At 70.7% G+C, this 24,771-nt stretch carries 34 protein-coding genes and 2 pseudogenes; 24 read left to right on the forward strand and 12 right to left on the reverse strand.

The annotated features are described in order from the left end of the window. The first annotated feature begins 33 nt into the window (after positions 1-33). The 9 genes and pseudogenes from QUE79_RS11015 to QUE79_RS25515 all read left to right on the forward strand — a co-directional run. Positions 34-549, forward strand: coding sequence for a class I SAM-dependent methyltransferase (locus tag QUE79_RS11015; RefSeq protein WP_286343164.1), 516 nt, complete (start codon positions 34-36; stop codon positions 547-549). Further along, complete coding sequence (locus QUE79_RS11020; RefSeq protein WP_286343165.1) at positions 516-641, forward strand: hypothetical protein; 126 nt, start codon at positions 516-518, stop codon at positions 639-641. Before QUE79_RS11015 ends, QUE79_RS11020 begins: the two co-directional genes overlap by 34 nt. Continuing rightward, positions 638-1,348, forward strand: coding sequence for a glycosyltransferase family 2 protein (locus QUE79_RS11025; protein ID WP_286343166.1), 711 nt, complete (start codon positions 638-640; stop codon positions 1,346-1,348). Before QUE79_RS11020 ends, QUE79_RS11025 begins: the two co-directional genes overlap by 4 nt. Further along, a complete protein-coding gene (locus QUE79_RS11030; protein ID WP_286343167.1) occupies positions 1,345-2,364 on the forward strand; it encodes an acyl-CoA dehydrogenase family protein in 1,020 nt (339 codons plus the stop codon). The genes QUE79_RS11025 and QUE79_RS11030 overlap by 4 nt, the downstream gene beginning before the upstream one ends. Beyond that, a complete protein-coding gene (locus QUE79_RS11035) occupies positions 2,361-2,549 on the forward strand; it encodes a hypothetical protein (RefSeq protein WP_286343168.1) in 189 nt (62 codons plus the stop codon). The genes QUE79_RS11030 and QUE79_RS11035 overlap by 4 nt, the downstream gene beginning before the upstream one ends. After that, on the forward strand, positions 2,546-3,097 hold the full coding sequence (locus tag QUE79_RS11040) for a PIG-L deacetylase family protein (RefSeq protein WP_286343169.1): 552 nt from the start codon (positions 2,546-2,548) through the stop codon (positions 3,095-3,097). Before QUE79_RS11035 ends, QUE79_RS11040 begins: the two co-directional genes overlap by 4 nt. A gap of 9 nt (positions 3,098-3,106) precedes the next feature. Further along, positions 3,107-4,462 (forward strand): phospholipase D-like domain-containing protein, encoded by a 1,356-nt coding sequence (locus QUE79_RS11045; RefSeq protein WP_286343170.1) that lies wholly within the window; start codon positions 3,107-3,109, stop codon positions 4,460-4,462. After that, on the forward strand, positions 4,447-4,737 hold the full coding sequence (locus tag QUE79_RS11050) for a phospholipase D-like domain-containing protein (RefSeq protein WP_286343171.1): 291 nt from the start codon (positions 4,447-4,449) through the stop codon (positions 4,735-4,737). Before QUE79_RS11045 ends, QUE79_RS11050 begins: the two co-directional genes overlap by 16 nt. A gap of 162 nt (positions 4,738-4,899) precedes the next feature. Then, positions 4,900-5,037 (forward strand): annotated as a pseudogene (locus tag QUE79_RS25515) (histidine phosphatase family protein); the annotation flags it as partial. Between the two features lie 2 nt (positions 5,038-5,039). On the opposite strand, the gene QUE79_RS25520 reads toward QUE79_RS25515, so the two are convergent. Next, on the reverse strand, positions 5,040-5,189 hold the full coding sequence (locus tag QUE79_RS25520; protein WP_350271527.1) for a hypothetical protein: 150 nt from the start codon (positions 5,187-5,189) through the stop codon (positions 5,040-5,042). On the opposite strand from QUE79_RS25520, the gene QUE79_RS25525 reads away from it, so the two are divergent. The 3 genes from QUE79_RS25525 to QUE79_RS11065 are packed head-to-tail and all read left to right on the forward strand — an operon-like array spanning position 5,178 to position 6,891. Beyond that, entirely contained in the window at positions 5,178-5,447 is a 270-nt protein-coding gene (locus QUE79_RS25525; RefSeq protein ID WP_350271528.1) for a hypothetical protein, read from the forward strand. The two genes, QUE79_RS25520 and QUE79_RS25525, sit on opposite strands and share 12 nt — an antisense overlap. Further along, positions 5,444-6,493 (forward strand): MFS transporter, encoded by a 1,050-nt coding sequence (locus QUE79_RS11060; RefSeq protein WP_286343172.1) that lies wholly within the window; start codon positions 5,444-5,446, stop codon positions 6,491-6,493. The genes QUE79_RS25525 and QUE79_RS11060 overlap by 4 nt, the downstream gene beginning before the upstream one ends. Beyond that, a complete protein-coding gene (locus QUE79_RS11065) occupies positions 6,490-6,891 on the forward strand; it encodes an MFS transporter (protein ID WP_286343173.1) in 402 nt (133 codons plus the stop codon). The genes QUE79_RS11060 and QUE79_RS11065 overlap by 4 nt, the downstream gene beginning before the upstream one ends. An 83-nt stretch (positions 6,892-6,974) precedes the next feature. Here the strand turns inward: QUE79_RS11065 and QUE79_RS11070 are convergent, their stop codons facing one another. Beyond that, positions 6,975-7,100, reverse strand: a complete 126-nt coding sequence (locus QUE79_RS11070) for a hypothetical protein (RefSeq protein WP_286343174.1) — start codon at positions 7,098-7,100, stop codon at positions 6,975-6,977. A 397-nt stretch (positions 7,101-7,497) separates the two neighbouring features. Between QUE79_RS11070 and QUE79_RS11075 the strand changes: the two genes are divergently transcribed. After that, on the forward strand, positions 7,498-7,725 hold the full coding sequence (locus QUE79_RS11075) for a hypothetical protein (protein ID WP_286343175.1): 228 nt from the start codon (positions 7,498-7,500) through the stop codon (positions 7,723-7,725). A 117-nt stretch (positions 7,726-7,842) separates the two neighbouring features. On the opposite strand, the gene QUE79_RS11080 is transcribed toward QUE79_RS11075, so the two are convergent. Beyond that, positions 7,843-8,559, reverse strand: a complete 717-nt coding sequence (locus QUE79_RS11080; RefSeq protein ID WP_350271529.1) for an NmrA family NAD(P)-binding protein — start codon at positions 8,557-8,559, stop codon at positions 7,843-7,845. A 229-nt stretch (positions 8,560-8,788) separates the two neighbouring features. Here QUE79_RS11080 and QUE79_RS11085 point away from each other — a divergent pair, with 229 nt between their 5' ends. Beyond that, positions 8,789-9,163 (forward strand): winged helix-turn-helix transcriptional regulator, encoded by a 375-nt coding sequence (locus QUE79_RS11085; protein WP_286343176.1) that lies wholly within the window; start codon positions 8,789-8,791, stop codon positions 9,161-9,163. A gap of 57 nt (positions 9,164-9,220) precedes the next feature. Here QUE79_RS11085 and QUE79_RS11090 read toward each other — a convergent pair whose 3' ends face one another. Together QUE79_RS11090 and QUE79_RS11095 are read right to left on the reverse strand one after the other, a co-directional pair. Further along, a complete protein-coding gene (locus QUE79_RS11090; RefSeq protein WP_286343177.1) occupies positions 9,221-9,676 on the reverse strand; it encodes a MaoC/PaaZ C-terminal domain-containing protein in 456 nt (151 codons plus the stop codon). 67 nt (positions 9,677-9,743) lie between these two features. After that, positions 9,744-10,319, reverse strand: coding sequence for a phosphatase PAP2 family protein (locus QUE79_RS11095; protein ID WP_286343178.1), 576 nt, complete (start codon positions 10,317-10,319; stop codon positions 9,744-9,746). A gap of 63 nt (positions 10,320-10,382) precedes the next feature. Here QUE79_RS11095 and QUE79_RS11100 point away from each other — a divergent pair, with 63 nt between their 5' ends. Together QUE79_RS11100 and QUE79_RS11105 are read left to right on the forward strand one after the other, a co-directional pair. Further along, positions 10,383-11,525 (forward strand): TIGR03364 family FAD-dependent oxidoreductase, encoded by a 1,143-nt coding sequence (locus tag QUE79_RS11100; protein WP_286343179.1) that lies wholly within the window; start codon positions 10,383-10,385, stop codon positions 11,523-11,525. A 181-nt stretch (positions 11,526-11,706) separates the two neighbouring features. Beyond that, entirely contained in the window at positions 11,707-12,894 is a 1,188-nt protein-coding gene (locus tag QUE79_RS11105; protein ID WP_286343180.1) for a winged helix DNA-binding domain-containing protein, read from the forward strand. A gap of 153 nt (positions 12,895-13,047) precedes the next feature. Here QUE79_RS11105 and QUE79_RS11110 read toward each other — a convergent pair whose 3' ends face one another. Continuing rightward, entirely contained in the window at positions 13,048-14,598 is a 1,551-nt protein-coding gene (locus QUE79_RS11110) for an MFS transporter (RefSeq protein WP_286343181.1), read from the reverse strand. Between the two features lie 102 nt (positions 14,599-14,700). Between QUE79_RS11110 and QUE79_RS11115 the strand changes: the two genes are divergently transcribed. The 4 genes from QUE79_RS11115 to QUE79_RS11130 all read left to right on the forward strand — a co-directional run bounded on the left by QUE79_RS11115 (position 14,701) and on the right by QUE79_RS11130 (position 17,110). Next, entirely contained in the window at positions 14,701-15,348 is a 648-nt protein-coding gene (locus QUE79_RS11115; RefSeq protein ID WP_286343182.1) for a TetR/AcrR family transcriptional regulator, read from the forward strand. Positions 15,349-15,455: 107 nt separating this feature from the next. Continuing rightward, positions 15,456-16,133, forward strand: a complete 678-nt coding sequence (locus tag QUE79_RS11120) for a VOC family protein (protein WP_286343183.1) — start codon at positions 15,456-15,458, stop codon at positions 16,131-16,133. Next, positions 16,130-16,654 carry a GNAT family N-acetyltransferase gene (locus tag QUE79_RS11125; protein WP_286343184.1) on the forward strand — a complete coding sequence of 175 codons (525 nt, stop codon included), beginning with the start codon at positions 16,130-16,132 and terminating at the stop codon, positions 16,652-16,654. Before QUE79_RS11120 ends, QUE79_RS11125 begins: the two co-directional genes overlap by 4 nt. Before the next feature lie 318 nt (positions 16,655-16,972). Next, a complete protein-coding gene (locus QUE79_RS11130) occupies positions 16,973-17,110 on the forward strand; it encodes a hypothetical protein (protein ID WP_286343185.1) in 138 nt (45 codons plus the stop codon). A 139-nt stretch (positions 17,111-17,249) separates the two neighbouring features. On the opposite strand, the gene QUE79_RS11135 is transcribed toward QUE79_RS11130, so the two are convergent. Then, positions 17,250-18,359 carry an ABC transporter permease gene (locus QUE79_RS11135; RefSeq protein ID WP_286343186.1) on the reverse strand — a complete coding sequence of 370 codons (1,110 nt, stop codon included), beginning with the start codon at positions 18,357-18,359 and terminating at the stop codon, positions 17,250-17,252. A 203-nt stretch (positions 18,360-18,562) separates the two neighbouring features. On the opposite strand from QUE79_RS11135, the gene QUE79_RS25530 reads away from it, so the two are divergent. Next, positions 18,563-19,057, forward strand: coding sequence for a TetR/AcrR family transcriptional regulator (locus QUE79_RS25530; RefSeq protein ID WP_350271696.1), 495 nt, complete (start codon positions 18,563-18,565; stop codon positions 19,055-19,057). Positions 19,058-19,510: 453 nt separating this feature from the next. Here QUE79_RS25530 and QUE79_RS25535 read toward each other — a convergent pair. The 3 genes and pseudogenes from QUE79_RS25535 to QUE79_RS11150 all read right to left on the reverse strand — a co-directional run. After that, positions 19,511-20,830 (reverse strand): annotated as a pseudogene (locus QUE79_RS25535) (MFS transporter); the annotation flags it as partial. An 88-nt stretch (positions 20,831-20,918) separates the two neighbouring features. Then, entirely contained in the window at positions 20,919-22,100 is a 1,182-nt protein-coding gene (locus QUE79_RS11145) for an NAD(P)/FAD-dependent oxidoreductase (protein WP_286343188.1), read from the reverse strand. 26 nt (positions 22,101-22,126) lie between these two features. Further along, a complete protein-coding gene (locus tag QUE79_RS11150) occupies positions 22,127-22,666 on the reverse strand; it encodes a Dps family protein (protein ID WP_286343189.1) in 540 nt (179 codons plus the stop codon). 141 nt (positions 22,667-22,807) lie between these two features. Here QUE79_RS11150 and QUE79_RS11155 point away from each other — a divergent pair, with 141 nt between their 5' ends. From QUE79_RS11155 to QUE79_RS11165, 3 genes are read left to right on the forward strand one after another with little or no spacing between them, the layout of a single operon-like run. Continuing rightward, positions 22,808-23,149 carry a hypothetical protein gene (locus tag QUE79_RS11155; RefSeq protein WP_286343190.1) on the forward strand — a complete coding sequence of 114 codons (342 nt, stop codon included), beginning with the start codon at positions 22,808-22,810 and terminating at the stop codon, positions 23,147-23,149. Positions 23,150-23,184: 35 nt separating this feature from the next. Next, on the forward strand, positions 23,185-23,553 hold the full coding sequence (locus QUE79_RS11160; protein ID WP_286343191.1) for a hypothetical protein: 369 nt from the start codon (positions 23,185-23,187) through the stop codon (positions 23,551-23,553). After that, positions 23,550-23,915: a lipase family protein gene (locus QUE79_RS11165; RefSeq protein WP_286343192.1), complete on the forward strand. Its 366-nt coding sequence runs from the start codon at positions 23,550-23,552 to the stop codon at positions 23,913-23,915. Before QUE79_RS11160 ends, QUE79_RS11165 begins: the two co-directional genes overlap by 4 nt. A gap of 7 nt (positions 23,916-23,922) precedes the next feature. On the opposite strand, the gene QUE79_RS11170 is transcribed toward QUE79_RS11165, so the two are convergent. Continuing rightward, positions 23,923-24,411 (reverse strand): SRPBCC family protein, encoded by a 489-nt coding sequence (locus QUE79_RS11170; RefSeq protein WP_286343193.1) that lies wholly within the window; start codon positions 24,409-24,411, stop codon positions 23,923-23,925. Beyond that, a complete protein-coding gene (locus QUE79_RS11175) occupies positions 24,408-24,758 on the reverse strand; it encodes an ArsR/SmtB family transcription factor (RefSeq protein ID WP_286343194.1) in 351 nt (116 codons plus the stop codon). The genes QUE79_RS11170 and QUE79_RS11175 overlap by 4 nt, the downstream gene beginning before the upstream one ends. Between the last annotated feature and the right edge of the window lie 13 nt (positions 24,759-24,771).

Genomic DNA, 24,771 nt, shown 5'->3' on the forward strand with positions numbered 1-24,771 from the left:
CCCGGATCGGTCGCGTGCGCCTAGTGTCCAGGCATGATCGACCACGGTGCTGCGGAAGCCCACTTCGACGCGCGCCACGCCGCCCGCGACGACCCCTGGGGTCTCGCGAGCCGCTGGTACGAGATCCGGAAGCGCAGGATCCTGCTCGCCGCCCTTCCTGACGAGGCCCTGGGGCACGTGCTCGAGATCGGCAGCTCCGTGGGGATCACGACCCAGGATCTGGCCGCGCGAGCCGAGTCGGTCCTCGCGCTGGACGTCTCCGGCGAGGCCGTCCGGCGAGCCCGGGCACGCCTTCAGGGGCTGTCGAACGTGCGGGTCGAGCAGGCCGATGCGACCCTCGGGCTGCCGGGCGGCGACTACGACCTCGTGGTGCTGTCCGAGGTCGGCTACTACCTCTCTCCATCAGAGTTGGGCGCGGTCCTCGACGACGTCGAAGCGTCGCTGTCGTCGAGGGGGTGTTCGCGGCGTGCCACTGGAGGCACGACGAGAGCGACTTCGTGCAGTCGGGAGACGCCGTGCACGAGGCCATCGCGTCCCGGTCGGGCCTGATCGGCCTGGTGCACCACGAGGAGGCCGATTTCGTCCTCGACGTCCTGGCCGTCGACGGGCGTCCGGTCTCGGAGCGGACGGGTCTGCGATGAGCGCGCGGATCCCCGGTCGCCTCAGCCACGTGCTCGTCGTCGTCCCGGCGCGCGACGAGGAACGCCTGATCGGCCGGTGCCTCGGCGCTCTGCGCGAGGCCGTCGCGTTTGCGGCCATCAGCCACCCCTCCGTCGTCGTCCGGACGGTCGTCGTCGCGGACGCGTGCGTCGACGACACCGAGCAGCTCGCCCTCTCCGAGGGCACGGCCGACGTCGTGGTGTCGCGCGCCGGCCGGGTCGGCCATGCCCGCGAGCACGGCATCACGCACGGGCTCGCCGCGTTCGCCGGTGCCGACCTCGAGCGCACCTGGATCGGCAACACCGATGCGGATTCTGCCGTTCCGGCCAACTGGATCGCGCACCAGATCGAGGCGGCCGACGGCGGCGCGGACGTCCTGGTCGGCACCGTCCGGCCGGATCCCCTCGACCTCACCGACGAGCAGGACGCCGCGTGGCGGGCGAGCCACCAGCGCGGCCGCCCGAATGGTCACGTCCACGGCGCCAATCTCGGGTTGCGGGCCTCGGCCCACCGCGCCGTCGGCGGCTTCGAGCCGGTCGACGAGCACGAGGACAACCTCCTGGTCGCACGGCTCCGTCGGCTCGGTCTCGTCATCCTGGCGTCAGATCGGGCAGAGGTCCTCACGTCGGGCCGGTTCGTCGGCCGCACTCCCGGCGGCTACGCGGCACACCTGGCAGGCTCGCTGTGAACCGCGTCGCGCTCGCCGCGGGCGATCCGGGTCCGGTCACGCGGGAGACCCTCGCCGCCGATCCACACAGCGTCAGGGAGGCGCTCGATCTGGGCGTCGCGCTGGGCCCCCTCCGTCCCTTCGTCGGGCACGGCGCCACCCGCGACGTCTGGGAGGCTCTCGCCAGCCTGGCCGCTTCCGACCTGGCGCTGGCCCGCACTCTCGAACCGCACCTCGACGCCCTGACGATCCTCGATCAGGCGGGGATCACGCACGTGCGCGGCGGAACCTGGGGCGTGTACGCGGCCGAGGCGCCCGGGCTACGGCTCGAAGCGGTCGAGACGCGGGCGGGCTGGAGGCTCACGGGCACGAAACCGTGGTGCTCCCTGGCCGGGTCGCTCTCCGACGCGCTCGTCACGGCCTGGGTCGACGACACCCGGCGACAGCTGTTCCGCGTCTCGCTCCAGGGCCCCACGATCGGCGTTCCCGACTCCGGCTGGCACGCCCGTGGCCTGTCCGAGATCCCGAGCGGCGACGTCACGTTCGACGGCGCAGCCTGCCAGCCGGTCGGCGCCCCCGGCTGGTACCTCGAGCGCGCCGGGTTCGCCTGGGGCAGCATGAGCGTCGCAGCCTGCTGGTTCGGGGGAGCGGTGGGAGTTGCCAGGGCCCTCCTCGACGCCTCGCGAACCCCCGGTCGGGACACCGACGCGATCCTGCTCATGCACGTCGGAACCGTGGACGCGCGGCTGACCGAGGCGCGAACGGCGCTGGAGGCGGCAGCACGGACGGTCGATGCCGGAGAAGCGGCAGGATCCCGAGGCGGTCTGCTGGCCAAACGCGTCCGGTCGACCGTCGCCCGGTGCGCGGAGGCCGTGATCCGCGAGGTGGGGCACGCCCTCGGGCCCGGCCCGCTGGCCAAGGACGCCGAGCACGGCAAGCGCGTCGCCGATCTCGACCTGTACGTGCGTCAGCACCACGGCGAGCGGGACGACCTCTCGCTCGGCAAGAGCGTCCGGGACTCCGACGACACGTGGTGAGCTTCGACGCCGCAGCTCCCGGGACGTCCAGGGCCGTGTGGGCCGGCGACCCGCGACTGGCCGCGCTGCCCGCCCGCGACCTGCGAGGTTTCGGAGCGGTCGTGGTGCTGGCCGCCCATCCCGACGACGAGACGCTCGGCGCCGGCGGGCTGATGGCGCGCGCGGCGCAGGAGGGTGCGACGTGACCGTGCTCTGCGTGACCGACGGGGGTGGGGCCGAGGTCGGCGCAGCGCGCGCGGACACGGTGCGGCGGCGCGAGGCCGAACTCCGACACGCGCTCGACCAGCTCGGGATCCTGCGCCCTCCCGTCCTGCTCGGGCTCGCCGACGGAACGATCCGGGAGCAGCGGGACGTCGTCGCGGCTCGGCTCCGGACGACGCTGCCCGGGCTGGCGAAGGACACGCTCGTCGTCGCGCCCTGGGTCGGCGACGGCCATCGAGACCACCGCGTCCTCGGTGAGGTCTGCGTCGAGTTCGCCGCCGACGAGCAGTTGACGCTGTGGCAGTACCCGGTCTGGATGTGGCACTGGGGTTCGCCGGACCACCCGGACGTGCCGTGGCCGCTCCTCGTGTCGGTGGCGCTCGATCGGGAGCAGCGCGAGGTCGTCGCGAGGGCCCTCGAGGCCTTCGCCTCGCAGCGTTCCGGTTCGCCGCCGATGCTGCACGCGCGGTTCCTGGAACACTTCGACCGCAATCGCGAGTACTTCGTCGCGGATGTCGGTGGAGCGGCCTAGCGTGAGCTCATGGCGAACCACGGCGGGGCAGGCGGGATCGACGGCATCATCGAGCGCAACGCGGCGCTGTTGGCGGTCCCGGGCGTCCTGAGCGTGCGCCCGGGGTTCCTGTTCCGCGACGGCTGGATCACGCGCGAGCCGGCCCTCGTCGTGACCGTCGTCGGCGACGTCCCCGATCTTCCCGACACCGTCGACGGCGTCCCCGTCGACGTCCGGCCGGCGTCCGAGAGCAAGGCGCTCCAGGTGCAGGATCCCGTGGCGTACGCGCGCGTAACCGGGCCGAGCCCCGACCTGGGCGCCGTGCCGTCGTTCCCCGGCGAACGGCGGCTCACGGTCGGTGTCGACCCCCGGCCGGCTCCGATCGACGCGCCGGCCGAGCACGGCGCGTCGGGATTCGCCGAGCCCGAGGCCTCGAAACCGCAGCTACCCTACGAGCCGCCCACCGGCGCGAGCCTCGCACCGGTCGACCTCGCGCCCGGTACCCGGATCGAGCTCAGCGCCAGCCCCGACTCCGGCTGGCCGACGCTCTCGGCCTTCCTCGCCGGCACGCAACGCTCGCTGACGGTCGGTCTCTACGACTTCACCTCGGCCCACGTCCTCCAGGCGGTCGGGCGCGACCTCGCCGGCAAGGAGTTCCGGCTGGTCCTCGACCATCCCGCGAAGAACCCGACCGCAGACCAGACCGACGAGGCGACCGTCGCCGACCTCGCCGGCTCCCTCGGCGACGGGCTCGAACAGGCGTGGGCCCTCGACCGGATGGATCCCCTGGCCGCCGCCTGGATCTTTCCCACGGCCTACCACATCAAGGTCGCCGTGCGAGACTCCGCCAGCGTCTGGCTGTCGAGCGGCAACTGGAACAACTCGAACCAGCCCGACATCGACCCGGTCACGACTCCGGGCGATGCGGCAGAAGCGCGCACCCGCGACCGCGACTGGCACGTGGTCATCCATGACCCGGGGGTCGCTTCGACCTTCGAGGCGTTCCTCGAGAACGACCTGGCGGTGGCCGAGGCGCACGACGCGCCCGCGCCCGGGTCGCCCCCTCGGGCCCGGTCGGCGCCGGCCGAGTCCCTCCCGGCCCCCGAACTCCTCGTGCCGCTGGCGTCGACCCCACCGTTCGAGAGGTTCTTCGCATCGACGACGGTGACCGACACCACCCGAGTCACACCGGTCCTGACGCCCGACGCGGGAGTCTACGTCGGGGCGGTCGGCGCCCTGATCGCCTCGGCCCAGAAGACCCTGCACCTGCAGTTCCAGTACATCGAGCTGCCGAAGGCGGCGACTGCCGCATCAAGCCGTTCGCCGACCTCGTGGCGGCGGTCGTCGAGCGGCAGGAGGCAGGCGTCGACGTGCGCATCATCCTGAGCCAGTTCGAAACGGCAGGGTTCCTCGAGCAGCTGCAAGACGCGGGCCTCGACGTGGTCACCCGAGTCCGGCTCCAGGCCAACGTGCACAACAAGGGCCTCGTGGTCGACGGCGCCCGCGTCCTGGTGAGCAGCCAGAACTGGTCGACGGCCGGCGTGCTGAGCAACCGCGACGCGGGCGTCATCCTCGACAGCGTCACGGCGGCGTCCTACTTCGATACGCTTTTCGAGCACGACTGGGCACATCTCGCCAGTCAGAAAGCGAGAAACGACTGATGCGCCTGCTGCTCCTCCGCCACGGTCAGACTCCGGCGAACGTCCTCGGGCAGCTCGACACCGGGGTGCCCGGAGCACCGCTGACCGAGCTCAGCCGGCAGCAGGCGGCGGCGATCCCCCGGGTCTGCAGGCACGAGAACTCCTCTGCCCGGTCGTGTCGTCGTGTCGACGCTCCTCCGCACGCAACTCACCGCCGCGCCGCTCGCTGCCGCTCTCGGCGAGACGCCCGAGATCCTCGACGGACTCAAAGAGATCCAGGCCGGCGATCTCGAGCTGCTGTCCGACAAGCATTCGCAGGGGCTCTACAACGCGACCACGCTCGCCTGGGCTCGAGGAGACCTCGACGTCCGCATGCCCGGGGTGAGACCGGGCACGACTTCTTCGGCCGATTCGACGACGGGATCCTGCGGGCCACGCGCGCCGGAGCCGAGACCGTCGCAGTGGTCAGTCACGGCGCTGCCATCCGCGTCTGGGTGGCCGCCCGAGCGGCCGGGGCGACCCACGACTTCGCCGCGACGCACCAGCTGCTCAACACCGGGGTGGCGTTCCTCGAGAGTCTCCACCAGAACGACGAGCTGGGGCACCGCTGGCGGTTGCTCGAGTGGGTCCGCGAACCCACGGGTGGCGAGTTCCTCGAAGACGACACCGCCGACGACCCCACCGGGCGTGACACCGCCGACCCGGCCACGGCGCCGGGGGCCGGGGCGTGAGCGCAGGATCGACGAGCGGTTCCGCTGCCGGTGCCGCCGTCGCGCCCGCCCGCGGGCACCAGGCACTCGCCCTCCTCGTCGCCGGATGCTTCTTCATGGAGAACCTCGACTCCACCATCGTCACGACGGCGGTGCCGAGCATCGCCCGCGACCTCCACGTCGACGCGGCCAGCGTCGGTGTGGCCATCACCGCCTACGTCATGACGGTCGCCGTGCTGATCCCGGTCAGCGGGTGGCTCGCCGACCGGTTCGGCAGCCGTACGATCCTGCTCACCGCCATCGCTCTCTTCACCCTCGCGTCGATCGCCTGCGCGCTGAGCCCGACACTGCCGGTGCTGGTCGTCGGCCGGATCGTCCAGGGCGTCGGCGGGGCCATGATGGTGCCGGTCGGGCGGATGACCGTCCTGCGCGTCACCGCGAAAGAGAACCTCATCCGCGCCGTGGCACTCCTCACCTGGCCCGCTCTCGCGGCTCCGATCCTGGCGCCGTTCGTCGGCGGACTGCTCACCACCTATGCCTCCTGGCACTGGATCTTCCTCGTCAACGTGCCGCTCGGGCTCATCGGGTTCGTGGCCGCCGTGCGGATCGTCCCGGGCCGCGCCGCCGACGTCGACCCCGACCGGGTGCCGACTCCGCCCGACTGGCTCGGCCTGTCGCTCACGTCCGTCGGCATCGCCTCGCTCGTCTGGGCCGCGACCCTTCTCACGGTCACGCCGGTCGACGTGCCGCAGACGATCCTGGCTGCCGTCGTCGGCCTCGTCCTGATCGGCCTGGCCGTCCGGCATCTGCTCCGCACCCCGAAGCCGTTCGTCGACCTGCGGCTGCTGCGAATCACGACGTACAAGGTGGCGATGGGCGGTGGTTCCGTCTACCGGTTCGTCATCAGCGCGATCCCGTTCGTGCTGCCGCTCCTCTTCCAGGGGCCTTCGGCTGGACCCCGGTGCAGGCGGGAAGCGCCGTGCTGTTCCTGTTCGCGGGCAATCTCGCAGTCAAACCGACGACGACCTGGCTGCTGCGCACTTTCGGCTTCCGACGGCTGCTGGTGACGGCGCACCTGGTGGGCGTCGCGTGCCTCGTGGGGATGGCGTTCTTCCGGGCCGACACGCCGTTCTGGCTGATGCTCGTCGTGCTGGTCGTCTCGGGCGCCGCGCGCTCGGTCGGCTTCACGGCCTACAACACGATCACCTACGCCGACATCGAGAAGCCGCAGATGACCGGGGCCAACGTGCTCGACTCGACGATCCAGCAGATCGCGATCGGCAGTGGCATCGCCCTGGGGGCCGTGGCCATCTCGGCGGGGCTCTTCCTGGGGGAGCGGGTCGAGGCCGGCGGGGCGTACGCCTACGACTTCGCGTTCCTGGTGATCGCGGCGATCCTGCTCGTCGCCCTGGTCCCCGCGTGGCGGTTGCCCGCGACGGCGGGTGGTGCGCTCACGCGGCGGTAGCGCGCGGCGGTCCGGGCAAGCGCGACGTCGGTGGCGCCATCGGCCGCCGGGAGGGTGTCGCCGTGTCGCCGTGTCGCCCGCTGTCAGGTCCGGTCGGCGAAGAGACGGATCTCGATGGGGAGTCCGGTGATGCCGGCCAGCCGCGCCGCCACCTCGCGGGCGGCGTCGGCGTCGGCCACGTCGACGACGGTGAAGCCACCGAGCTGCACCTCGGAGAGCAGGACGGATCCGGGCTGCTCTTCGATCGACGTACCGTCGGACGTGACGACGACCGGGGAGTCGACTGGTCGAAGCCGTTCGAGAAGACGAGCTGACCGCCGGCCTCGAGCTCACCCATGAAGGCACCCATCTGCGCCATCACCGGCCCGAGCACCTCGGGGCCGGGCACGACGCCTTCCGGCTGGTACATGCCGATGAAGTAGCGGGGCATCGTCGCCTCCTCGTTGCGTTTGCCTGCACGTTACTCGGCAGCGCCCGGCGGCGTAACACGGCGCAGCGTTCGTCGCACGGAGTCGTTTGGGTGAATTCCTCTTCGGGGGATTCCCGGCGTCGTCTCCGAAGCCTAGGGTTTCGGAAGGGTAACGATTCCGACGGACGGGGTACGACATGAGCACGGTGACACACCGCTGGACGAAGAGCGCCGTTCTCGCTCGCCTGGCCGCTTCCGACGCCATCGACCACGACACGGCCGCCACACCGCGCGAGCGGGCGGAGCGCCGCATCGACCTGCTGCGGGTGGCCGGCGCCGTCGAAGACGGACGTCTCGACGCGGACAGCGCGGAGGCGGAGTTTCGGCACATTCGCGAGCTGCTGCAGTCGCGCACTGCCGCCTGAGCGCTGTATCCCGCGCCGCTCGGCGGAGAACGCACCGCGCCCCACCGCGTCCTGTCGCGGGGAGCTGCGATGCGTTCCGCGCCGCGCTTGGTGAGCGCTTGCGCCCGCCCTCGTGGCCTAGGCCTGCGTGGCGGCGAGTCCCTCGGCGAGGGGAACGGTCGGGTGACCGATCAGCGTCGCCAGATCACCGGACGTCCCGGCCAGGAGGCCGTCGCGGATGTTCCCGTCGAGGCCGACGACGAAGCCGACCATCCCCTCGTCGAGACCCGCTGCGGTGAGCTGGGCCGCGTGCTCCTCGGGCGTGAGGGCGCGGTAGGTCACCGGCTTGCCGACGATGCCGGAGACGGCGGCGGCCAGCTCGTCGAAGTTCCAGGCGTCGTCTCCCGACAGCTCGTAGGTCTTGCCGGTCGTCGCCTCGTCGAGGGCGGCCGCCGCGGCCGCCTCGGCGTAGTCGGAGCGACTGGCGCTGGCGACTCGACCGTCACCGACGCTCGCCGTGATCTCGCCGGTGTCGCGGCCGGTCGCGATCTGGCCCGCGTAGTTCTCGGTGTACCAGCCGTTGCGGAGGATCGTCGCCGGAAGTCCGGAGGCCGCGATGTACTCCTCCGTCGCCTTGTGCTCGGGGGCCAGGATCAGCTCGGACGTGGTCGCGGCAGGGGCGCTCGTGTAGATGATCCTGGCGGCCCCCGCTCCGACGGCGGCGTCGACGACGGCCGAGTGCTGGGGGAAGCGCTGGCCGACGGCATCGCTCGAGATCAGGATCACGGTGTCGCCCGATCCGATGACGGCCGAGATCGTCTCGGGCTTCGTGAAGTCGAGGGCGGCCGTCGTCACCCTGCGAGGCGAAGGCGGAGAGCTTGGACACGTCGCGGGACGTGGCGACGATGGTCTCGGGCGAGGCGCCTCGAGCCAGGAGGGACTCGACGACGAGGTGGCCGAGCTGGCCGGAGGCGGCGGTGACGATGATGGACATGGGATCCTTTCGGTTGCGTGTCGGTGCCAACACTGCGCAGAGGCAGGTACTTCCCTGTTGCAGGTACGCACCTTTTTGTAAGGTGGTGACATGAGCGTCAGTTTTGAAGTAACCCGGGCCCGGCCCGGAGTCAGCGGCGGAAAATACCCGGCCGACTGCCCGACCCGCGTGGTGCTCAACCATGTCACGAGTCGCTGGGGCGTGTTGATCCTGCTGGCCCTCGAGCAGGGCTCTCGGCGCTGGGGCGAACTGCACCGCGAGATCGAGGGCATCAGCGAGAAAATGCTCGCGTCGACCCTGCGCACGTTCGAGGCCGACGGGATCGTGCACCGCGAAGCGCAACCGACGATCCCGCCGCGGGTCGACTACTCGTTGACCCCGCGCGGGCAGGAGATCGCCGCGCGGCTGCTCCCGCTGATGGACTGGATCACCGACAACGCCGACGACATCGTCTCGGGTCGCTGAGGCGCCAGGCCCTGTCTCTCACTTCGCCGCGGGCTCCGGCCACGTGGGACGTGCTCCCTAGGCCAGGGCCGCGGCGCGGGTCAGCACCATGAGGTCCATGCGACCCGACTGCACCGTCTCGCCGCGCTGGTTCTGCAGGACGACGCGTCGCTCGACGATTCCGGTCGTGCCCTTCGACGTGAGCCTGGTCGAGAGGATCTCGACCGTGCAGGTCAGCGTGTCGCCGATGAAGACCGGCAGCGGGAACGTCCAGTCGTCGATGCCGAGCAGCGCGACGGCCGACCCCTCGAACACGCCGGTGCGCGCGATCAGCCCGAGGCAGAGCGACGCGCCGAGCATGCCGTGCACCACGCGTTGACCGTAGCGGGTCGATTTCGCGAACTCCACGTCGGTGTGGACCTGGTTGTTGTCGCCGGTCCACGCCGCGAACGACATGACGTCGGTTTCGGTGATGGTGCGGCCGGGGCTGACGAACGTCTGACCGGCCTCGAGGTCTTCGAGATAGTGAGGCACGACCTCAGTCTGCCAGGCCCCGCTGTCGACCGCGGCGGCTTCGCACCGCGCGAGAGCGGGCGCAGGATCAGCGGCGACGCCGCCCGACCCGTCGCCCGAGCGCCGCGACACCGATGCCGATCAGCGCCCCGCCGGCCACGTCGGACAACCAGTGCGCCCCGACGTGCAGCCGCGAATAGCCGAGCGCGACGGCGAGCGGTGCGACCGCTGCTCCGCGCACGGGGCTCTCCAGGGCCACCCCGGTCAGGAAGGCGAAGGCGCTCGCCGTGTGCCCGGAGGGGAACGACGCCGACTGCGGGAACACCTTGAGCTGGCGCCGCCCCGGAACGTCGGCGGCGAGCGGCCGCGGACCGCCGAAGATCGGCTTGGCGACGAGGTTCGCTACGGCGCTGGCACCACCGAGCGACAGCAGCCCGCGAACGGCCGCCCGGCGCCCGGTAGGGCCGGTCAGGGACAGCAGGCCCGCCACTCCGTACCAGATCGCCCCGTTGTTGGCGGAGGTGGAGAGGGCCAGCAGCACGGAGTCCGCTCTCTCGGAGGAGACGAGGGCGTTGATCCTGCGCCCTGCCCGTCGATCGAGATCGACGATCGAGGCAGGCAGGATGCTCGGGCTGGTTGACGAGGACGGCGGGCGTAAAGGCACGGCCACACTCAATCACGACCGGCTGTTCACTTGCAGGCAACCGCGCCCGTCTACCGTCAGCGCATGGCAAAGGATCTCGATCAGACCGTCGACGTGGCCATCGTCGGCGCGGGCATCGTCGGCCTCGGACACGCGCTCGCCGCCGTCGACCGCGGGCTGCGCGTGCTCGTCATCGACCGCGGCAGCCGGCAGACCGGCTCCTCGGTGCGGAACTTCGGTCACGCCTGCATCACCGTGCAGTCGGGCGCCGCCCAGGTGCACGCCGACCGGACGCGCCAGCTCTGGCTCCGGCTGCGCGACGAGGCCGGTCTCTGGCTGCGCGACGGCGGCGGGTTCGTCGTCGCCCGGCACGAGGACGAGCTCGCCGCCCTCGGCGAGTTCGCAGCGCGGCGCCGGGGGAGCGTCGCCCTCCTGGACGCCGACACCGTCACGGCGCAGACCGGAGTCGCCCCCGGTCTGGCCGTCGGCGGAGCGCACCTGCTCGACGACATCCAGGTCGATCCTCGCGAGGCCGTGGCGGCGATCACGGCCTATCTCGCATCGCGCGGCGTCGAGTTCCAGTTCTCGACGGCGGTCCGCACGATCCGATCCGGTCGCCTGCACACCACGCGCGGCCGCATCGGGGCCGACCAGATCGTCGTCGCGGTCAACTACGACGTCGACCACCTGTTCCCGGAGCTGGCCGCCGCCTACGAGGTGCGCCGCTGCGGGCTCGACATGATGCGCGTGGCCATGCCGGGCCTCGCGGTTCCGCTGGCGGGCCCCGTGCTGACCGGCTGGTCGATGCTGCGGTACTCCGGCTTCGCGTCGGCTCCGTCGATCGGCGCCGTCCGGGCGCGCCTGCACGGGTCGCAGCCGGAACTCGCCGCCCTCGACGTCAACCAGATGTACACGCAGCTGCCGGACGGCACCGTGATCGTCGGCGACACCCACTACCGCGACGACGCCGTCACGCCGTTCCAACAGGAGAGCGCGTTCGAGGCTCTGCTCGAGACGACGGCGGACTTCTTCGGACAGGAGCGATCCGCGCTCCAGGTGCTCGAGCGCTGGCAGGGCGTCTACGCGACGGCTCCCGCCGAGTTCCTCGTCGAGGAGCCGCTCGACGGCGTCCACCTCGTCTCGGTGACCACCGGCATCGGCATGACGACCGGCCTGGGCCTCGCCGACCGGGTCATCAGCGAGATCTACGAGCCGGTCGGCGCGTAGTCCTCCGGTCCTGCCCCACCCACCCACAGGCCGGAAATCGAAGGGGAATCTGCTCCCGGAAGCGCAGGCATGCGGTTCGCCGGGGCACGTGGTGAAAATCCCCTTCGATTTCGGGAGGGGTGGGCGGGGCGAGAAGTGCGGGCGGGGCGGCAGGGACGGGGGTCGCTGTTACCGTCGGGGCATGAGGTCGATCTCCGACGAAGAGCGGCGCCGGCTGACCGCGCGCCGCCACCACCTGGGCGGCGACGCGACCAGCACCGAGCAGGTCGCACGGTCGATGATCGGGCTCCACGCGACCGATCCGGCGACCGTGTACCTGTCGACGCTGGTCCGGGCCAGAGACCTCACGATCCCCGAGATCCAGGCCGACTTCTATGAGCGCCGCAGCCTGGTGCGGTGGATGGCCATGCGGCGCACCCTGTTCGTCTTCCCCGTCGACGCGGTCCCGCTGGTGCAGGCCGCGATCAGTACACCGCTCGCCGAGAGACTGCGCCGCCAGTTGCTGCGACGACTCGAGGTGAACGGCACCGAGCCGCCGATCGACGGCGACCTCGACGCCTGGCTGAGCGACGTCGAGGCCGGGGCTCACGCGGCGCTGGCGGCCCGGGGCGACGCGACCGGGCTGCAGCTCAGCGCCGACGAGCCGCGGCTCCGCACGACCATCAAGCCGCGGGCGAAGTCCGACCTGCCCCAGGGCGTGACGAGCACCCTGCTCGTCGTGATGAGCGCCGAGGGCCAGATCGTCCGGGGCCGGTCGAGCGGCGCGTGGACGACGCGCCAGCACCGCTGGGAGCCCGTCGAGCGGTGGTACCCGGGCGGTGTGCCGGCCCTGTCGACCGAGGCCGCTCAAGTCGAGCTGGCGCGAGTGTGGCTGAAAGCGTTCGGGCCGGCCCCTGTGTCCGACCTGGAGTGGTACATGGGCTGGACGAAATCCGTGGTGCGCCGGGCGCTCGCCGGGTTGAGCGTCGTCGACGTCGACCTGGGCGGGGTGCCGGGAGTGGTGCTCGACGATCCTGCGGCTCTCGCCGAGCTCGATCTGCCGCCCGAGCCGCCCGTCGCGACGCTGCTGCCGACGCTCGACCCGACCCCGATGGGCTGGAAGTCGCGCGACTGGTTCTTCGGCATCGACCCGGCCGACGTGTTCGACACCAACGGCAACATCGGCCCCACGCTCTGGTGGGGCGGCGAGATCGTCGGCGGCTGGGCGATCGCCCCGAGCGGAGAGGTGCGCGTGTCGATGGTCGCGGATCGCGGCTCCGAGGCGCTGGCGGCCTGTGAGCGGGCGGCTTCCGAGCTGCAGGATCGCCTCGGGGGCACCGTCGTGACGCCGGTGTTCCGCACGCGACTGGAGAAGTCGCTCGCGGTCTGACCCCCCAGGCAGACGACATGGTCCGCACCGCCGCGTCGCTTAAGGGCGAGGCAGTGGCACGGACCATGTCGGTGTGACCGGACGGAGCCGGCCGCGGTGAGGCGAGCTAGGGTGTGTCTCCCACGTGGGCCGCGGCGACGTGGGAGACAGGCCCTAGTGTGCGACGACCGGCTCGGCAGGCTCCGACGGCGCGTCGGTCGGCGCCGAAGCCGCGACGGCGGCTGCGCGAGCCTGGGTGTCGGCCTTGGTGCGGAAGACCAGGGCGGCCAGGATCGCGCCGAAGGCGAAGAACGCCGCCCCGTACCAGTACGCCGTGGCGTAGCTGTGGACGGCAGCCTCGGCAGCGACGGACGCCCTGCCGGCCGCGGTCGTCGCGGAGCCGATGTGCGACGTCACGTAGCCGGCGGCAGCGGTCGCCGCCAGCGTGTTGAGCAGAGCCGTCCCGATCGAACCACCGACCTGCTGGCTCGTGTTGACCATGGCCGATGCGACACCGGCGTGGCCGCGGTCGACCCCGAGGGTCGCCGTCTGGATCGACGCGGGCATGATCGAGCCCATGCCGAATCCGAGGACGAGCAGAGCGGGCAGGACGTTCGCGGCGTAGTGGCTGTCCACTCCGAGGTGGGTCAGGATGAACATGCCGATCGCCCCGAGCGCCATACCGAACGGCACCATGATCTTCGGACCGAAGCGCGGCACGAAGATGTTGGTCGAGAGCTGCGCGGCGAGCACCAGCATGCCGATCATCGGCAGGAACGACAGGCCGGTCTTGATCGGCGTGTAGTCGAGCGACGTCTGCAGGTAGTAGGTGACGAACAGGAAGATGCCGAACATGCCGGCGCCGGCGATGGTCACCGAGGCGTACGCGGCGCCCCGGTTGCGGTCGAGCACGATGTGCAGCGGCAACAGCGGGTGTGCAGCGCGGCGCTGCCAGAGGACGAAGGCGACCAGCAGGACGCCGGCGGCAGCCAGGAAGCCCCAGGTGAGGCCGGAGCCCCAGCCGTCGGTCTCGGCGTTCGAGAAACCGTAGACGAGCGAGAAGAGCGCGGCGGACACCAGGATCGTGCCGGGGACGTCGAGCTTCGGGCGCGGACCCTGGCGAGGCACCGACTTGACGAAGACGATGGCGCCGATGACGGCGACGACTGCGATGACGACGTTGATGTAGAGGTTCCAGCGCCAGTCGAACTTCTCCGTGAGGAAGCCGCCGAGCAGGAGGCCGATGGCGCCGCCGGCGCCGGCGATGGCACCGAAGACACCGAACGCGCGGGCGCGCTCCTTCGGGATGGTGAAGGTCGTCGTGAGGACGGCCAGGGCGGTCGGTGCCAAGAGCGCGCCGAAGGCGCCCTGCAGGGCCCGGGCGAACACGAGCATGCCGAAGCTGCCGGCCGCGCCACCGAGGGCGGATGCGAGGGCGAAGCCGATCAGGCCGATGATGAACGTGCGTTTGCGGCCGATGAGGTCGGAGAGGCGGCCGCCCAGCAGGAGGAGGCTGCCGAAGGCGAGGGAGTAGGCCGTGACGATCCACTGACGCTCGCCGTTGGTGAAGTCGAGGTCGCGTTGAGCGGCGGGGAGGGCGATGTTGACGACCGTGGAATCGAGGACGACCATCAGCTGCGCGAGAGCGACGGTCGTGAGGGTCCACCAGCGGCGCGAGTCCGCGACGGCGCCCACGGCGCCGGAAAGGGAGGAGGTTTGTGACATGCGATGGACTCTATACGGTTCTGGCCAGTTTCGGAACTGTTGAGTTTCAGAACGTCGAGTCGTAGAATGAGGATCGTCCAATTCGAAAGGGGCTCGGCTGCAATGACGCTCGCTGAACCCGAGGCACCGTCCCACACATCAGCCGAGCCGACCAAGCTCGGTCGCAAGCGCGATCACACGCGAGATCCCGAGATCCTGCAGTGCGCCGTCGACGTCCTCGCCGAAGAGGGCTACGACGGCATGACCATCGAGATGGTCGCCGCCCGAGCCAAAGCCGGCAAGGCCACGCTCTACCGCCGCTGGGCGTCGAAGAGCGAGCTCGTCATCGACGCGGTCGCCTGCATGAAAAAGGGCGACACCGATCCTCGGAAGCTGCCAGACACCGGCACGCTTCGCGGTGACCTGGTCGCGATGATCAAGCCGCACTCGATCGAAGACGGCGAGAAGAAGCTCAAGGTGATGACGGGCCTCGCCTCGCTGCTGGCGCGCTCGCCCGAACTCGCCGACGCCGTCAATGCCGCGATCGTCGACCCCCGTGCCAAGGTCAACCGGCTCTTCTTCGAGCGTGCCATCGCGCGCGGCGAGATTCCGGCCGACTGCGACGTCGACACCCTCTCGATGGTCAGCCCGTCGATGACGGCGTACCGCACGCTGATCCTGAAGAAGTCGGTCGACCGGCCGTTCCTCATTTCGCTGATCGACGGCGTGATCCTGCCGGCCGTCGGGCTGAGGGCCCCCGCCGCCGTCTGACGTCGGACGCGCGTCTGCGTCCGACGCTGCCTCCCGTCCCCTGACCTCCGGTCTACTGTCCTCCCGTCCGCTGGCACCCGGCGGGACGCCTGCGTCATCATGGGGGCATGCGTATCACCCGAGTCGTCCTCGACACCTCGTCGCTCGAGGAAGCCGCCGCGTACTATTCCGGCGTCCTCGAGCTGCCGGTCGACCGCACCGACCGAATCGTCTCGATCCGGCTCGGAGACGGCCTGCTGGAGTTCGTCGAAGGAGAGAAGGGCGCCGCCGGCGCCCACCACCTCGCGTTCCTCGTCGCGGCGGATGCGTTCGACGACGCCACCCGCTGGCTCAGGCAGCGCGTCCCGCTGCTGAGCCTCGACGGCACCGACGAGTTCGAGGGCTCTGCGGCCTGGAACTCGCAGTCCGTCTATTTCGACGGCCCCGACGGCTCGATCCTCGAACTCATCGCTCGGCGTGAACTCGCCTCGCAGCCCCGTGCCGCGCGTGCCTTCTCGGCGGCGGACATCCTCGGCGTCAGCGAGGTGGGAGTCGCCGTCGCGGGTCTCCCGGTGGTGGCCGGGCGTCTCGCTGATGCGGGGGTCCCGCCCTTCCGCGACACCAGCGAGACCTTCGCCCCGACGGGCGGCGCAGACGGCATGTTGATCCTCGTCGCGCCGGGACGCGCGTGGTTCCCGACCACGGATCGCGTGGCCGCCGAGCGCCCCATCACGGTGTATGCCACGGGCGGCATGGTCGGGCGGCATTCGCTGGGCGAGCATGCCGAACTGGTGATCGAGGCGTGACCGCCGCGACGCCCGCGCCCCTGCCCGGGTCGTCGCCCGCGCTGATGCTCCAGCGGGGGACCGACGCGGACATCGACGGGTGCGTCGCGCTCTGGCTGGCGGCGCTCACACGGCGGGACGAGGTCGCGCCAGGCGAGGCGGCCGCCGACCGCTGCCGCACCAAATTCGCCCACGCCCGCGTCGCGTTCGAAGTCCTTCGGGGGCCGAGCGGTGCGATCCTGGGCTTCGGGCTCGTGACCGCCCCAGGGACGGGGCGTCCCGACGATCCTGCCGATGCCGCCTATCTCTCATTGCTGGCCGTGTCGCCCGAGCTGCAGGGTTCAGGCTGGGGCGGTCGACTGCTCGAAGCGCTTCACGATGCCATCCGTCGGTCGGGGCTCGCGCGCGCCGTCCTTCACGTGATCGAAGACAACGGCGCCGCGGTACGCCTTTACGAGCGACACGGGTGGGCGCCGATCGCCGACCCGTTCGACCACCCTCTCGTCGGCCGACCCACCCTGGCGATGGGCGTCGAGGTGTGACCGACGAAGCGGTCGGTCTGCGCGCGCGAAGCGGAGCGCGAGTACGACCTGTCGCGAGAGCGACGAAAGTCGGTAGCGTCGCCGCGAGCGCGAAGGCCGACGCGATGGTGATCGCGGCGATCGCCCCCGTGGCCTGGAGCGCCGGGTGCCGCGCGCTGCGCAAGAAGGACAGGGAGAGACCCTGGACGACCGGGCGGACCGCGCGGTCCACCCGCAGGCTGGGGCATTCGAGGGTGTCTGCCCCCGAAGGAGCGCTCCCCGAAGGTGGGCTCGTAACGGGCTCCGCATCGTCCTAGCTTCGGCTCAGGAGGTTCACCGATGGACAACGACCAGCTCCACGACCAGACCGGATACGGCACGACGACCGGCCAGGATCGCGAGGCCCGCGACTACGGACTGTCCCTCGTGAGCGACGCCTGGCTCGAGGAACACCTCCGCCAGCAGGGCTCCGACTGACTCATCCGGCGAGACGCCGTGCGGCGGTCACCCCTACTGGCCGTCGCACGGCTTCGACTGCCCCACCGCGATCGGCTGTCGCTCTCGTGGGCAGAGGGGAGCGACAGCCGGGTGGTTACGGTTCACCGCGCGAACGCGGCTACGCGACGTGGGCCGGGTGGCGGTCATGTGCCGGCTCGGTGGAGTGCGCCGGGTGCGAGTGCCGCGCCTCGGCCGCGGGCAGCTGCTCCTGCACGAGATCGACCTTGATTCCCTGGCGGAAGTGCCCGATCAGCGCGAGGGCCACGCCGAGGGCGGACCACCCCGCCACGACGAGCCAGGGGAAGACCGTGCCGGCGTCCGGGAAGTAGGACAGATCGCGCAGCAACGTGTTGCCGGCCCCCGGCGGGAACCACTGGCCGACCTGGCCCCACGGCTGCGGAAGGAACTGCAGTGGCTGCGTGGCGGACGAGATCGGGTTGGCGATGAGGAGGAACACGACCGGGCCCACCAGCGACCCGATGCGCCCCACCAGCGAGGTGACCCCGACGATCGTGGCGCTGATGGCGAGCAGGGTGAGGGTGATCGCGGCGGCGTTGACGAAGTAGTTCCCCTGGAGCACTCCGAACCACCCCTGGAGGATTCCGCCGAGGGCGAGACCTGCCACCACCACGTACGCGGACACGGCCGCGACACGTCGCCACGCGCCGACGATGAGCAGCGACGCGGCGAGTCCGCCCAACATGCCGCCGAGGGTGAGCGGGAACGCTGCCGCCGTCAGTCCGGAGCCGCGAGGGTCGGTCGACGCGAGCGGGACGACGTCCGTCAGTTTCACCTCGACGACCTGTGTCGCCGGGACTCCCGCAGCGTGGGCGGCCTGGGTGAGCTGGGCCTGCAGCTTCGGAGCGATGGAGGTGAGCAGCTGGTTGGTGATCGTGCTCGCCGCCGACGAGGTGAGGACCTCGGGGGAGTCGCCGAGGACGACGGCGCCGTACGTCGTCCGATCCTTGATCTGGGCGACGGCATCACCGCGGTCGTCGGCCGAGACGAAGGAGAAGCTGCCGGGAGCGGACGCATCGAGGGCCTTCTCGACCTGCGAGACCTGGGCCGCCGGCCCGGAGATCGAGAGCGGGAGATCCTGCACCTTCGCCGTGGTGGACGGCCAGGAGAAGGCGAGCACGACGACCGCCACGATCGCGGCCAGGCCGACCCCGATCGCCATGATGCGCCTCCACGGCGTGGGGGCGGGGGGAACACTGACGGTGCTCATGGGAGATCCTCCAAAAAGGGAATGTTCGTTCTTTTTCAGGGTGGAACGGGATATGCTCCTTGTCAAGAACGAATGTTCTTTTTGACGGATCTCGAGGGTGGACCATGCCGAAGGTGACCGAGCAGTACCGCGAGGCGAGGCGGGACGAGATCACGGCAGCCGCGCTGCGCAGTTTCGCGGCGAAGGGGTTCGCCGGAACGTCGATGGCCGACATCATCGCGGAGTCGGGGCTGTCGGCGGGCGCCATCTACGGCCACTTCGAGGGCAAGCACGACATCATGATGGCCGTGGCGCAGCAGGTGATCGGCTCGCGCGTGAGCGACCTCCGCGACTACGCGGCGGGCGGCCCCGCGCCGTCTCCGGCCGAGGTCATGGCGCACATGCTTCCCGGAATGACGAGAGATCTCGCGCAGCCGCCCCTGCTCCTCCAGGTCTGGGGTCAGGCGATGGTCGAGGGTGAGATGCGTGAACTCCTCTGGCACGTGTTCGGTGATCTCCGCGACACCTACACGTATTTCTTCGTCGCCTGGGCCCAGGAGTACGAGGGGCTCGACGAGGCGGCCGCTCACGAGTGGGCCGCCCGGCTCCTGCCGATGGCGATCGGGCTCGGGCAGGGATTCATCGTGCAGTCGGCGGTCTTCGACGACTTCGACGCGGAGGCGTATCTCGCCTCGATGCGCGAGTTCCTGCCGCACTAGGCTCCCTGGCCAAGCCTGGCCAAGCCTGGCCCAGCCTCCCCCGAACGAGCGCGCCCCGAACGAGCGCGCCCCGAAGACGGGCTCGTGACGACGTCGGCCGCGACCTACTTTCGGAGCATGAACGAACCTCGACCCGGCCTCTTCGACGACTTCGGCGCCGAGTCGTTCGACGACGCGTTTCTCGACGGCGCTGTCGTCGACGGCGCGGCTCCCGCCTGACCCACCCGGCCCGTCCGTCCCCCTCCCGTCCCTCCTCCTCCTCCAGAAATCGAAGGGGAATCGCGTCTCGCCGGCGGGTTCAGTGCGATCGGGGGCGTCTTCCGCAGAATCCCCTTCGATTTCCGGAGGGAGGGCGGCGGGGGAGGGGGCGGCGGGCGCGGAGGGAGCGAGGCCGGCGGGCACGGGATCGCGCCCGGCGGCCACCCCGCGCGGCAGCCCCACGAGCGAGACGACCGCGCTCACGACCAGCAGCACCACGACCACGACGATCACCCGGTGGAACCCGGCCACGTCGAGAACGCTGCCGGTGATGACGCCGACGAAGGCCACGGCGACCAGCCCCGCCACGCGCGAGATCGCGTTGTTCACGGCGGACGCGATGCCCGCCTCGTCGGGAGCGATCTGCGCCAGCACGGTCGAGGTCAACGGCGTCACCGTGACCGTCATCCCGAGGCCGAAGAGCAGGACACCGGGCAGGATCTGCCACCAGACGTCGAGGGGATCGCGCGTCAGCAGCATCCAGGCGAATCCGGCGGCGGTGATCAGGGGTCCGACGGTCATGAACGGCCGCGGGCCGAATCGGCCGGCCAGACCGCCGACGGTGCTGGAGAGCAGCAGAGACACGACCGTCGTCGGCAGAGTGATCAGGCCGGAGACGGTGGCGGGCAGGTGGCCGACCTCTTGGACGACGAGCGGGATGAGGAGCGTGCCCAGGCTGACCGAGGCGTAGATGCCGATCGTGGCGAGGTTCCCGACGGAGAAGGCGCGGACGGAGAAGAGCCGCAGAGGCATCATCGGGTGCGCTGCCCGGCGCTCCCAGACGACGAACGCGACCAGGCAGAGCACACCGCCGATGAGTGCCGCCAGGATGAACGGGTCGTCGAACCCGATCCGCTGCCCTTCGATCAGGGCGAAGACCGGCCCCGCGAGTCCGAGCGCGCCGAGCACGGCCCCGAGGACGTCCACGTGGGCCCCTGCGGACGCCGTCCCACGGTGGGCGTCGGCGGGGAGCCGGGCCAGGAGCACGAGGGTGACCACGACGGGCAGGACGACGATGCCGAACACCCAGCGCCACCCGGCGGTGTCGACGAGTGCCCCGCCGGCGAGCGGACCGATGAGGAACGCGACGCCGGTCCACGCGGTCCAGGTGCCGATCGCCTTGGCCATGGCGGTGCCCGTGAAGGTCGCGGTGATGATCGCCAGACTCGACGGTACGAGCAGGGCCCCGGCGACCCCCTGCAGGGCCCGAGCCGCGATGAGGAGCTCGGCGTTCGGGGCGATCGCGGCGAGCAGCGACGTCGCGCCGAACCCGATCAGCCCGGCGCGCAGGATCCTGACCCGCCCGAACGTGTCGGAGAGGGACCCCGCCACCAGCATGAGGGAGCCCAGGGTGAGCAGGTACCCGTCGACGACCCACTGCTGGAGAGTGACCCCGCCACCCAGATCGCGCGCCAGCGCGGGCAGCGCGACCGTGACGATCGACCCGTCGAGGAACGCCACGAACGAGGCCAGGATCGCCACGACGAGCACGATGCGCCTGCCACTGGAAGCCATGGCCTCACCCTACGGCCGCCGCCCCTCGGCGGCGTCCCCGTGACGGAGAGATCATGTCGGCGAGATCATGCCGGCGAGAGTATGCCGACTAGATCATGCCGACCAGGTTGTCGGGGGTGAGCGCCTTCGCCTCGGCGAGCACCTGGCGCGCCTTGTCGGTGGAGTCCCACACGTTCCAGAGCAGCACGCCCACCGGCACTCCGCCGTCGAGGTAGTAGACGACGACGCTCGAGTCGTCCTTCCAGTCCTCCACCGTCTCGAGCGAGGCGTCGAGCTTGCCGACGGCTTCGTAGGAGAGGTCGAAGACGTCGGAGTAGTAGCTCGGCGTGTGCGTGTACTTCTCGTCGGAGCCGGCCATGATCCGGCCGACCGCGCCGCCCTGCTCGTTCGCATTGTCGACGTGCTCGACTCGCCGGCGGCCCAGGATCGGATCGGGGTAGGACGCCACGTCACCTGCCGCGTAGACGAAGGGGTCGTCGGTCGCGAGGCGCACGTCGACGAGGATGCCGTCGTCGGTCGACAGCCCGGATCGCTGAGCCAGTTCGATGTTGGGCTCGATGCCGAGACCGATCACGACCGAGTCGGCGTCGATCTCGGAGCCGTCGTCGAGGGTGAGGTGGATTCCGGAGGGATCGGCGCGGCCGGAGGCGAGCCTGCGGCCCGGCCGGAACGCGACCCCGTGGTCGCGGAACGCCGCCTCGAAGCGGTCGTCGACCGACTTCGGGAACGTCGACGCGCCGAGTTCCCGGTCGGGGAAGACGATCGTGACGCGGGTGTCGTTCTGCACCAGCGCCGCCGCCAGCTCGGATCCGATGTAGCCGCCGCCGACGACCGCGACGTGGTGCCCTTTGCCGGCCAGCTCGCGCAGGCGCCGGTAGTCGGACGCGCTGCGGAAGTAGACGATCCTGCTGTCGTCGGGGAGGTCCAGACGCTTCGGACGCCCGCCTGTCGCGAGCAGGAGTCGGCCGTAGCCGATGGTGTCGCCGGAGGAGGTCGTGACGCTTCGGTTCGAGCGGTCGATGCTCTCGACCCGCGTCGACAGGCGCACCTCGGCGCCGGTCGCGTCGGTCGTCTTGAGGTCGTTGTCGTCGGGCGAGAAGTCGGGATCCGTCCAGAGCTTCTTGGAGAGCGCGGGCCGCGTGTACGGGGCGTCCACGTCTTCGCTCAGGATCACGATGCTGCCGCTCTTGTCGCGCTCGCGGATGCCTTTCGCGGCCGCGTCGGCGACCATCCCGCCGCCGACGATGACGTACTCGTAGTTCTCTGGCATGTTCGGCTCCCTTCGACGTCCTCGGGTCAGTTGGCGACGGCTCCGACGCGGTCCAGCCCGGCGGCTTCGGCCTTGGCGTCGCGTTCGCGGGTCGCCTTGGCGCGATTGTCCTTCTCGGGGTGGCGGTTCTCCGCACCGGTCATCCAGGCGAGCTGCTCGAGGCGCTCGAGGATGCTGTGCAGCACGTCGGCCGTCGTCGGGTCCTCCTCGTCGATCGAGTCGTGGACTTTTCGCATCGTGTCGGTCGCCGCGTACATGCGCTCGACGATGAGGTCGACGACGTCGACCGTCTCGACCGGACCCTCGGGGAACTCGGGCAGGCTCGTGGTCTTCGCGATCGTGCTGCTGCGCCCGTCGGGGACCAGGTAGACCGCGCGCATGCGCTCGGCCACCTCGTCGGAGAACTCGCGGGCGGCGTCGACGATCTCGTCGAGCTGCAGGTGGAGGTCGCGGAAGTTCGAGCCGAGGAGGTTCCAGTGGGCCTGCTTGCCCTGGATGTGCAACTCGATGAGGTCGACAAGCACCTTCTGCAGGCTGTCGTGGAGTTTCTCGGATCCTTGGAACATGGTGTCTCCTTCTGTGCTCGGGGGCGACGACAGGGTCGGCGCGATGCGGTGGACGGTACGCCCGACGCCTCAACTGGGGCTAAGGATGTGTACCCCGCCTGCGGTAGGGTTCGAGAACTGATGGCCTTGAGGGGGCGGACCATGACCGACACCGACGCGACGGCACTCGGCGAAGCCTCGTGGGGAGACGCGCTGCCGGCCGAGATCAAGTCACTCGAGTTCTGCCTGACCACCGCCTTCCACGCCTTCGACGACATCGACCGGATGACGATGGAGCACCGGGTCCGCGTCGTGAACGACGTCACCGGCACCGTGCCGGACACCGCCAGCGCCGCCGCGCGAGCCGGGCACGCCGAGTGGGCCGTCAGCGTCGTGCGGGCTGCGTCCGAACGGCGACCGGCCTGGTCGTCCCTCTGCTCCCGCTGGGACGCCATGATCGCCTCGAGCCTCGACGCGATCTCGGCTTCCGCCCTCGTCACCTGAGCGACGCCTCGGCGCGCGAGCCTACGATCGGCAGAGTGGCATCAGCTCCCGAGGCTCCCGAGGTACCGGCGATCAGCCGTGTGCGCGCCGTCCCCGGCGGGGTCGCGCACTACCTCCGCGTCCTGCCCTTCGACTACGCGTTCGTGTGGCGCGCGCATCTCCGCAGCCTGCTCGGGAACGCCTCCGTGCCGAAGCGGTACCGGGAGGGCGACCGGGCGCCGATCCTGCTCCTCCCGGGCGTGTACGAGTCCTGGCGTTACCTCCGCTGGTTCGGCGACCGCCTCAACGAACTCGGACATCCCGTGGTGGTGGTGCCAGGACTCGCGCACAATCGCAAGCCCATCGCCGCGACCGCGGTCGTCGCGCAGGCGATCCTGGACGCCCACGATCTCCGGGGGTCGTGATCCTGGGGCATTCCAAGGGCGGCATCATCGGCAAGACGATGATGCTCGACACCGACACCGGGGGCAGGATCGACCGGATGGTCACCGTGAATTCGCCGTTCTCCGGTTCGCGCTGGGCCAGGTTCGCTCCGAACCCGAGCATTCGGGTGTTCCGGACCACAGATCGACATCTGCTCCGCCTGGCGGATCGACTCGACGTCAACTCCAGGATCACGTCGCTCGGAGCGCGTGCCGACCTGCACGTTCCCGAGGGGAGCCACCTGCCGGGCGCCCGCAACGTGACGCTCCCGGTGGACGGGCATTTCCGGCCGCTCGGGCACCCGGCGAGTCGCGCGGCGATCCTCGCTGCGCTCCTCGACTGACTGTCTCCTAGAGGGTCTCGAGCAGGTCGTCGAGCCGCTGGTAGCCCTCGCGGACGCCGCCCTCCATTCCGGCGGCCAGATGGCCGTCGCGCGCCTCCTGCGTGAGGTGCACGCTGCGGCTCATGATGCGGGTGCCGCCTTCGGCGTCCGGCGCGAAGCGGACCTTCTCGAGGCTCGCGTGCCCCGGCGCACCGAGGAACTCGAACGTCTGCGTGATGCTCTCGAGCGGCTGTACGTCGTGGAACACACCGCGGAATTCGTAGGCGTCGCCGTTCGGAGATCGGTGGACGAAGTTCCAGGAGCCACCGACTCGGACGTCGTATTCGAGGACCTCCATGGTGTAGCCGATCGGGCCGAGCCACTGGGCGACCAGGGCAGGCTCGGTGTAGGCGCGCCAGATGGCTTCGACAGGCGCGTGGACGACCCGCTCGAGATCGATGGAGAGGACGCCGTCGGGCGCCGTGATGATCGTGGGGTCGGGGGAGGTGGTGCTCATGGTGTTCCAGCCTTTCGCGAAGGGGGAGCCGCACGATCGGCGACGATGCCGTCGAGGGCCCGGAACCGACGTTCGGCAGCGAGCCGATAGCCGTCGATCCACGACGTGAGGGTTTCGAGGGCGGCCGGGTCGAGGTGACACGGCCGGCGCTGCCCGTCGCGGGAGCGCGTGATGAGACCGGCCTGCTCGAGCACCTGGATGTGACGCGAGACGGCCTGCTTGGTGATGGCGAACGGCTCGGCGAGCTCGTTGACCGTGAGAGGCCCTCGAGACAGCCGGGCGACCAGGGCGCGACGCACGGGATCGGCCAGAGCGAGGAACGCTCGGTCGAGTCCGTTGTCGTCCATGATCAACCAATCG

The sequence above is a fragment of the Frondihabitans sucicola genome (assembly GCF_030296615.1).
GTDB lineage: Bacteria > Actinomycetota > Actinomycetes > Actinomycetales > Microbacteriaceae > Frondihabitans > Frondihabitans sucicola.

Coding starts and splice junctions, on each gene's coding strand:
- QUE79_RS11120 (WP_286343183.1), top strand. CDS start 15,456: ATGCGTATCACCCGAGTCGTCCTCGACACCTCGTCGCTCGAGGAAGCC.
- QUE79_RS11135 (WP_286343186.1), bottom strand. CDS start 18,359: ATGAGCACCGTCAGTGTTCCCCCCGCCCCCACGCCGTGGAGGCGCATC.
- QUE79_RS11075 (WP_286343175.1), top strand. CDS start 7,498: ATGAGCACGGTGACACACCGCTGGACGAAGAGCGCCGTTCTCGCTCGC.
- QUE79_RS11170 (WP_286343193.1), bottom strand. CDS start 24,411: ATGAGCACCACCTCCCCCGACCCCACGATCATCACGGCGCCCGACGGC.
- QUE79_RS11115 (WP_286343182.1), top strand. CDS start 14,701: ATGACGCTCGCTGAACCCGAGGCACCGTCCCACACATCAGCCGAGCCG.
- QUE79_RS11155 (WP_286343190.1), top strand. CDS start 22,808: ATGACCGACACCGACGCGACGGCACTCGGCGAAGCCTCGTGGGGAGAC.
- QUE79_RS11105 (WP_286343180.1), top strand. CDS start 11,707: ATGAGGTCGATCTCCGACGAAGAGCGGCGCCGGCTGACCGCGCGCCGC.
- QUE79_RS11100 (WP_286343179.1), top strand. CDS start 10,383: ATGGCAAAGGATCTCGATCAGACCGTCGACGTGGCCATCGTCGGCGCG.
- QUE79_RS11025 (WP_286343166.1), top strand. CDS start 638: ATGAGCGCGCGGATCCCCGGTCGCCTCAGCCACGTGCTCGTCGTCGTC.
- QUE79_RS11085 (WP_286343176.1), top strand. CDS start 8,789: ATGAGCGTCAGTTTTGAAGTAACCCGGGCCCGGCCCGGAGTCAGCGGC.
- QUE79_RS11150 (WP_286343189.1), bottom strand. CDS start 22,666: ATGTTCCAAGGATCCGAGAAACTCCACGACAGCCTGCAGAAGGTGCTT.
- QUE79_RS11015 (WP_286343164.1), top strand. CDS start 34: ATGATCGACCACGGTGCTGCGGAAGCCCACTTCGACGCGCGCCACGCC.
- QUE79_RS25530 (WP_350271696.1), top strand. CDS start 18,563: ATGGCCGACATCATCGCGGAGTCGGGGCTGTCGGCGGGCGCCATCTAC.
- QUE79_RS11045 (WP_286343170.1), top strand. CDS start 3,107: ATGGCGAACCACGGCGGGGCAGGCGGGATCGACGGCATCATCGAGCGC.
- QUE79_RS11145 (WP_286343188.1), bottom strand. CDS start 22,100: ATGCCAGAGAACTACGAGTACGTCATCGTCGGCGGCGGGATGGTCGCC.
- QUE79_RS11130 (WP_286343185.1), top strand. CDS start 16,973: ATGGACAACGACCAGCTCCACGACCAGACCGGATACGGCACGACGACC.
- QUE79_RS11110 (WP_286343181.1), bottom strand. CDS start 14,598: ATGTCACAAACCTCCTCCCTTTCCGGCGCCGTGGGCGCCGTCGCGGAC.
- QUE79_RS11175 (WP_286343194.1), bottom strand. CDS start 24,758: ATGGACGACAACGGACTCGACCGAGCGTTCCTCGCTCTGGCCGATCCC.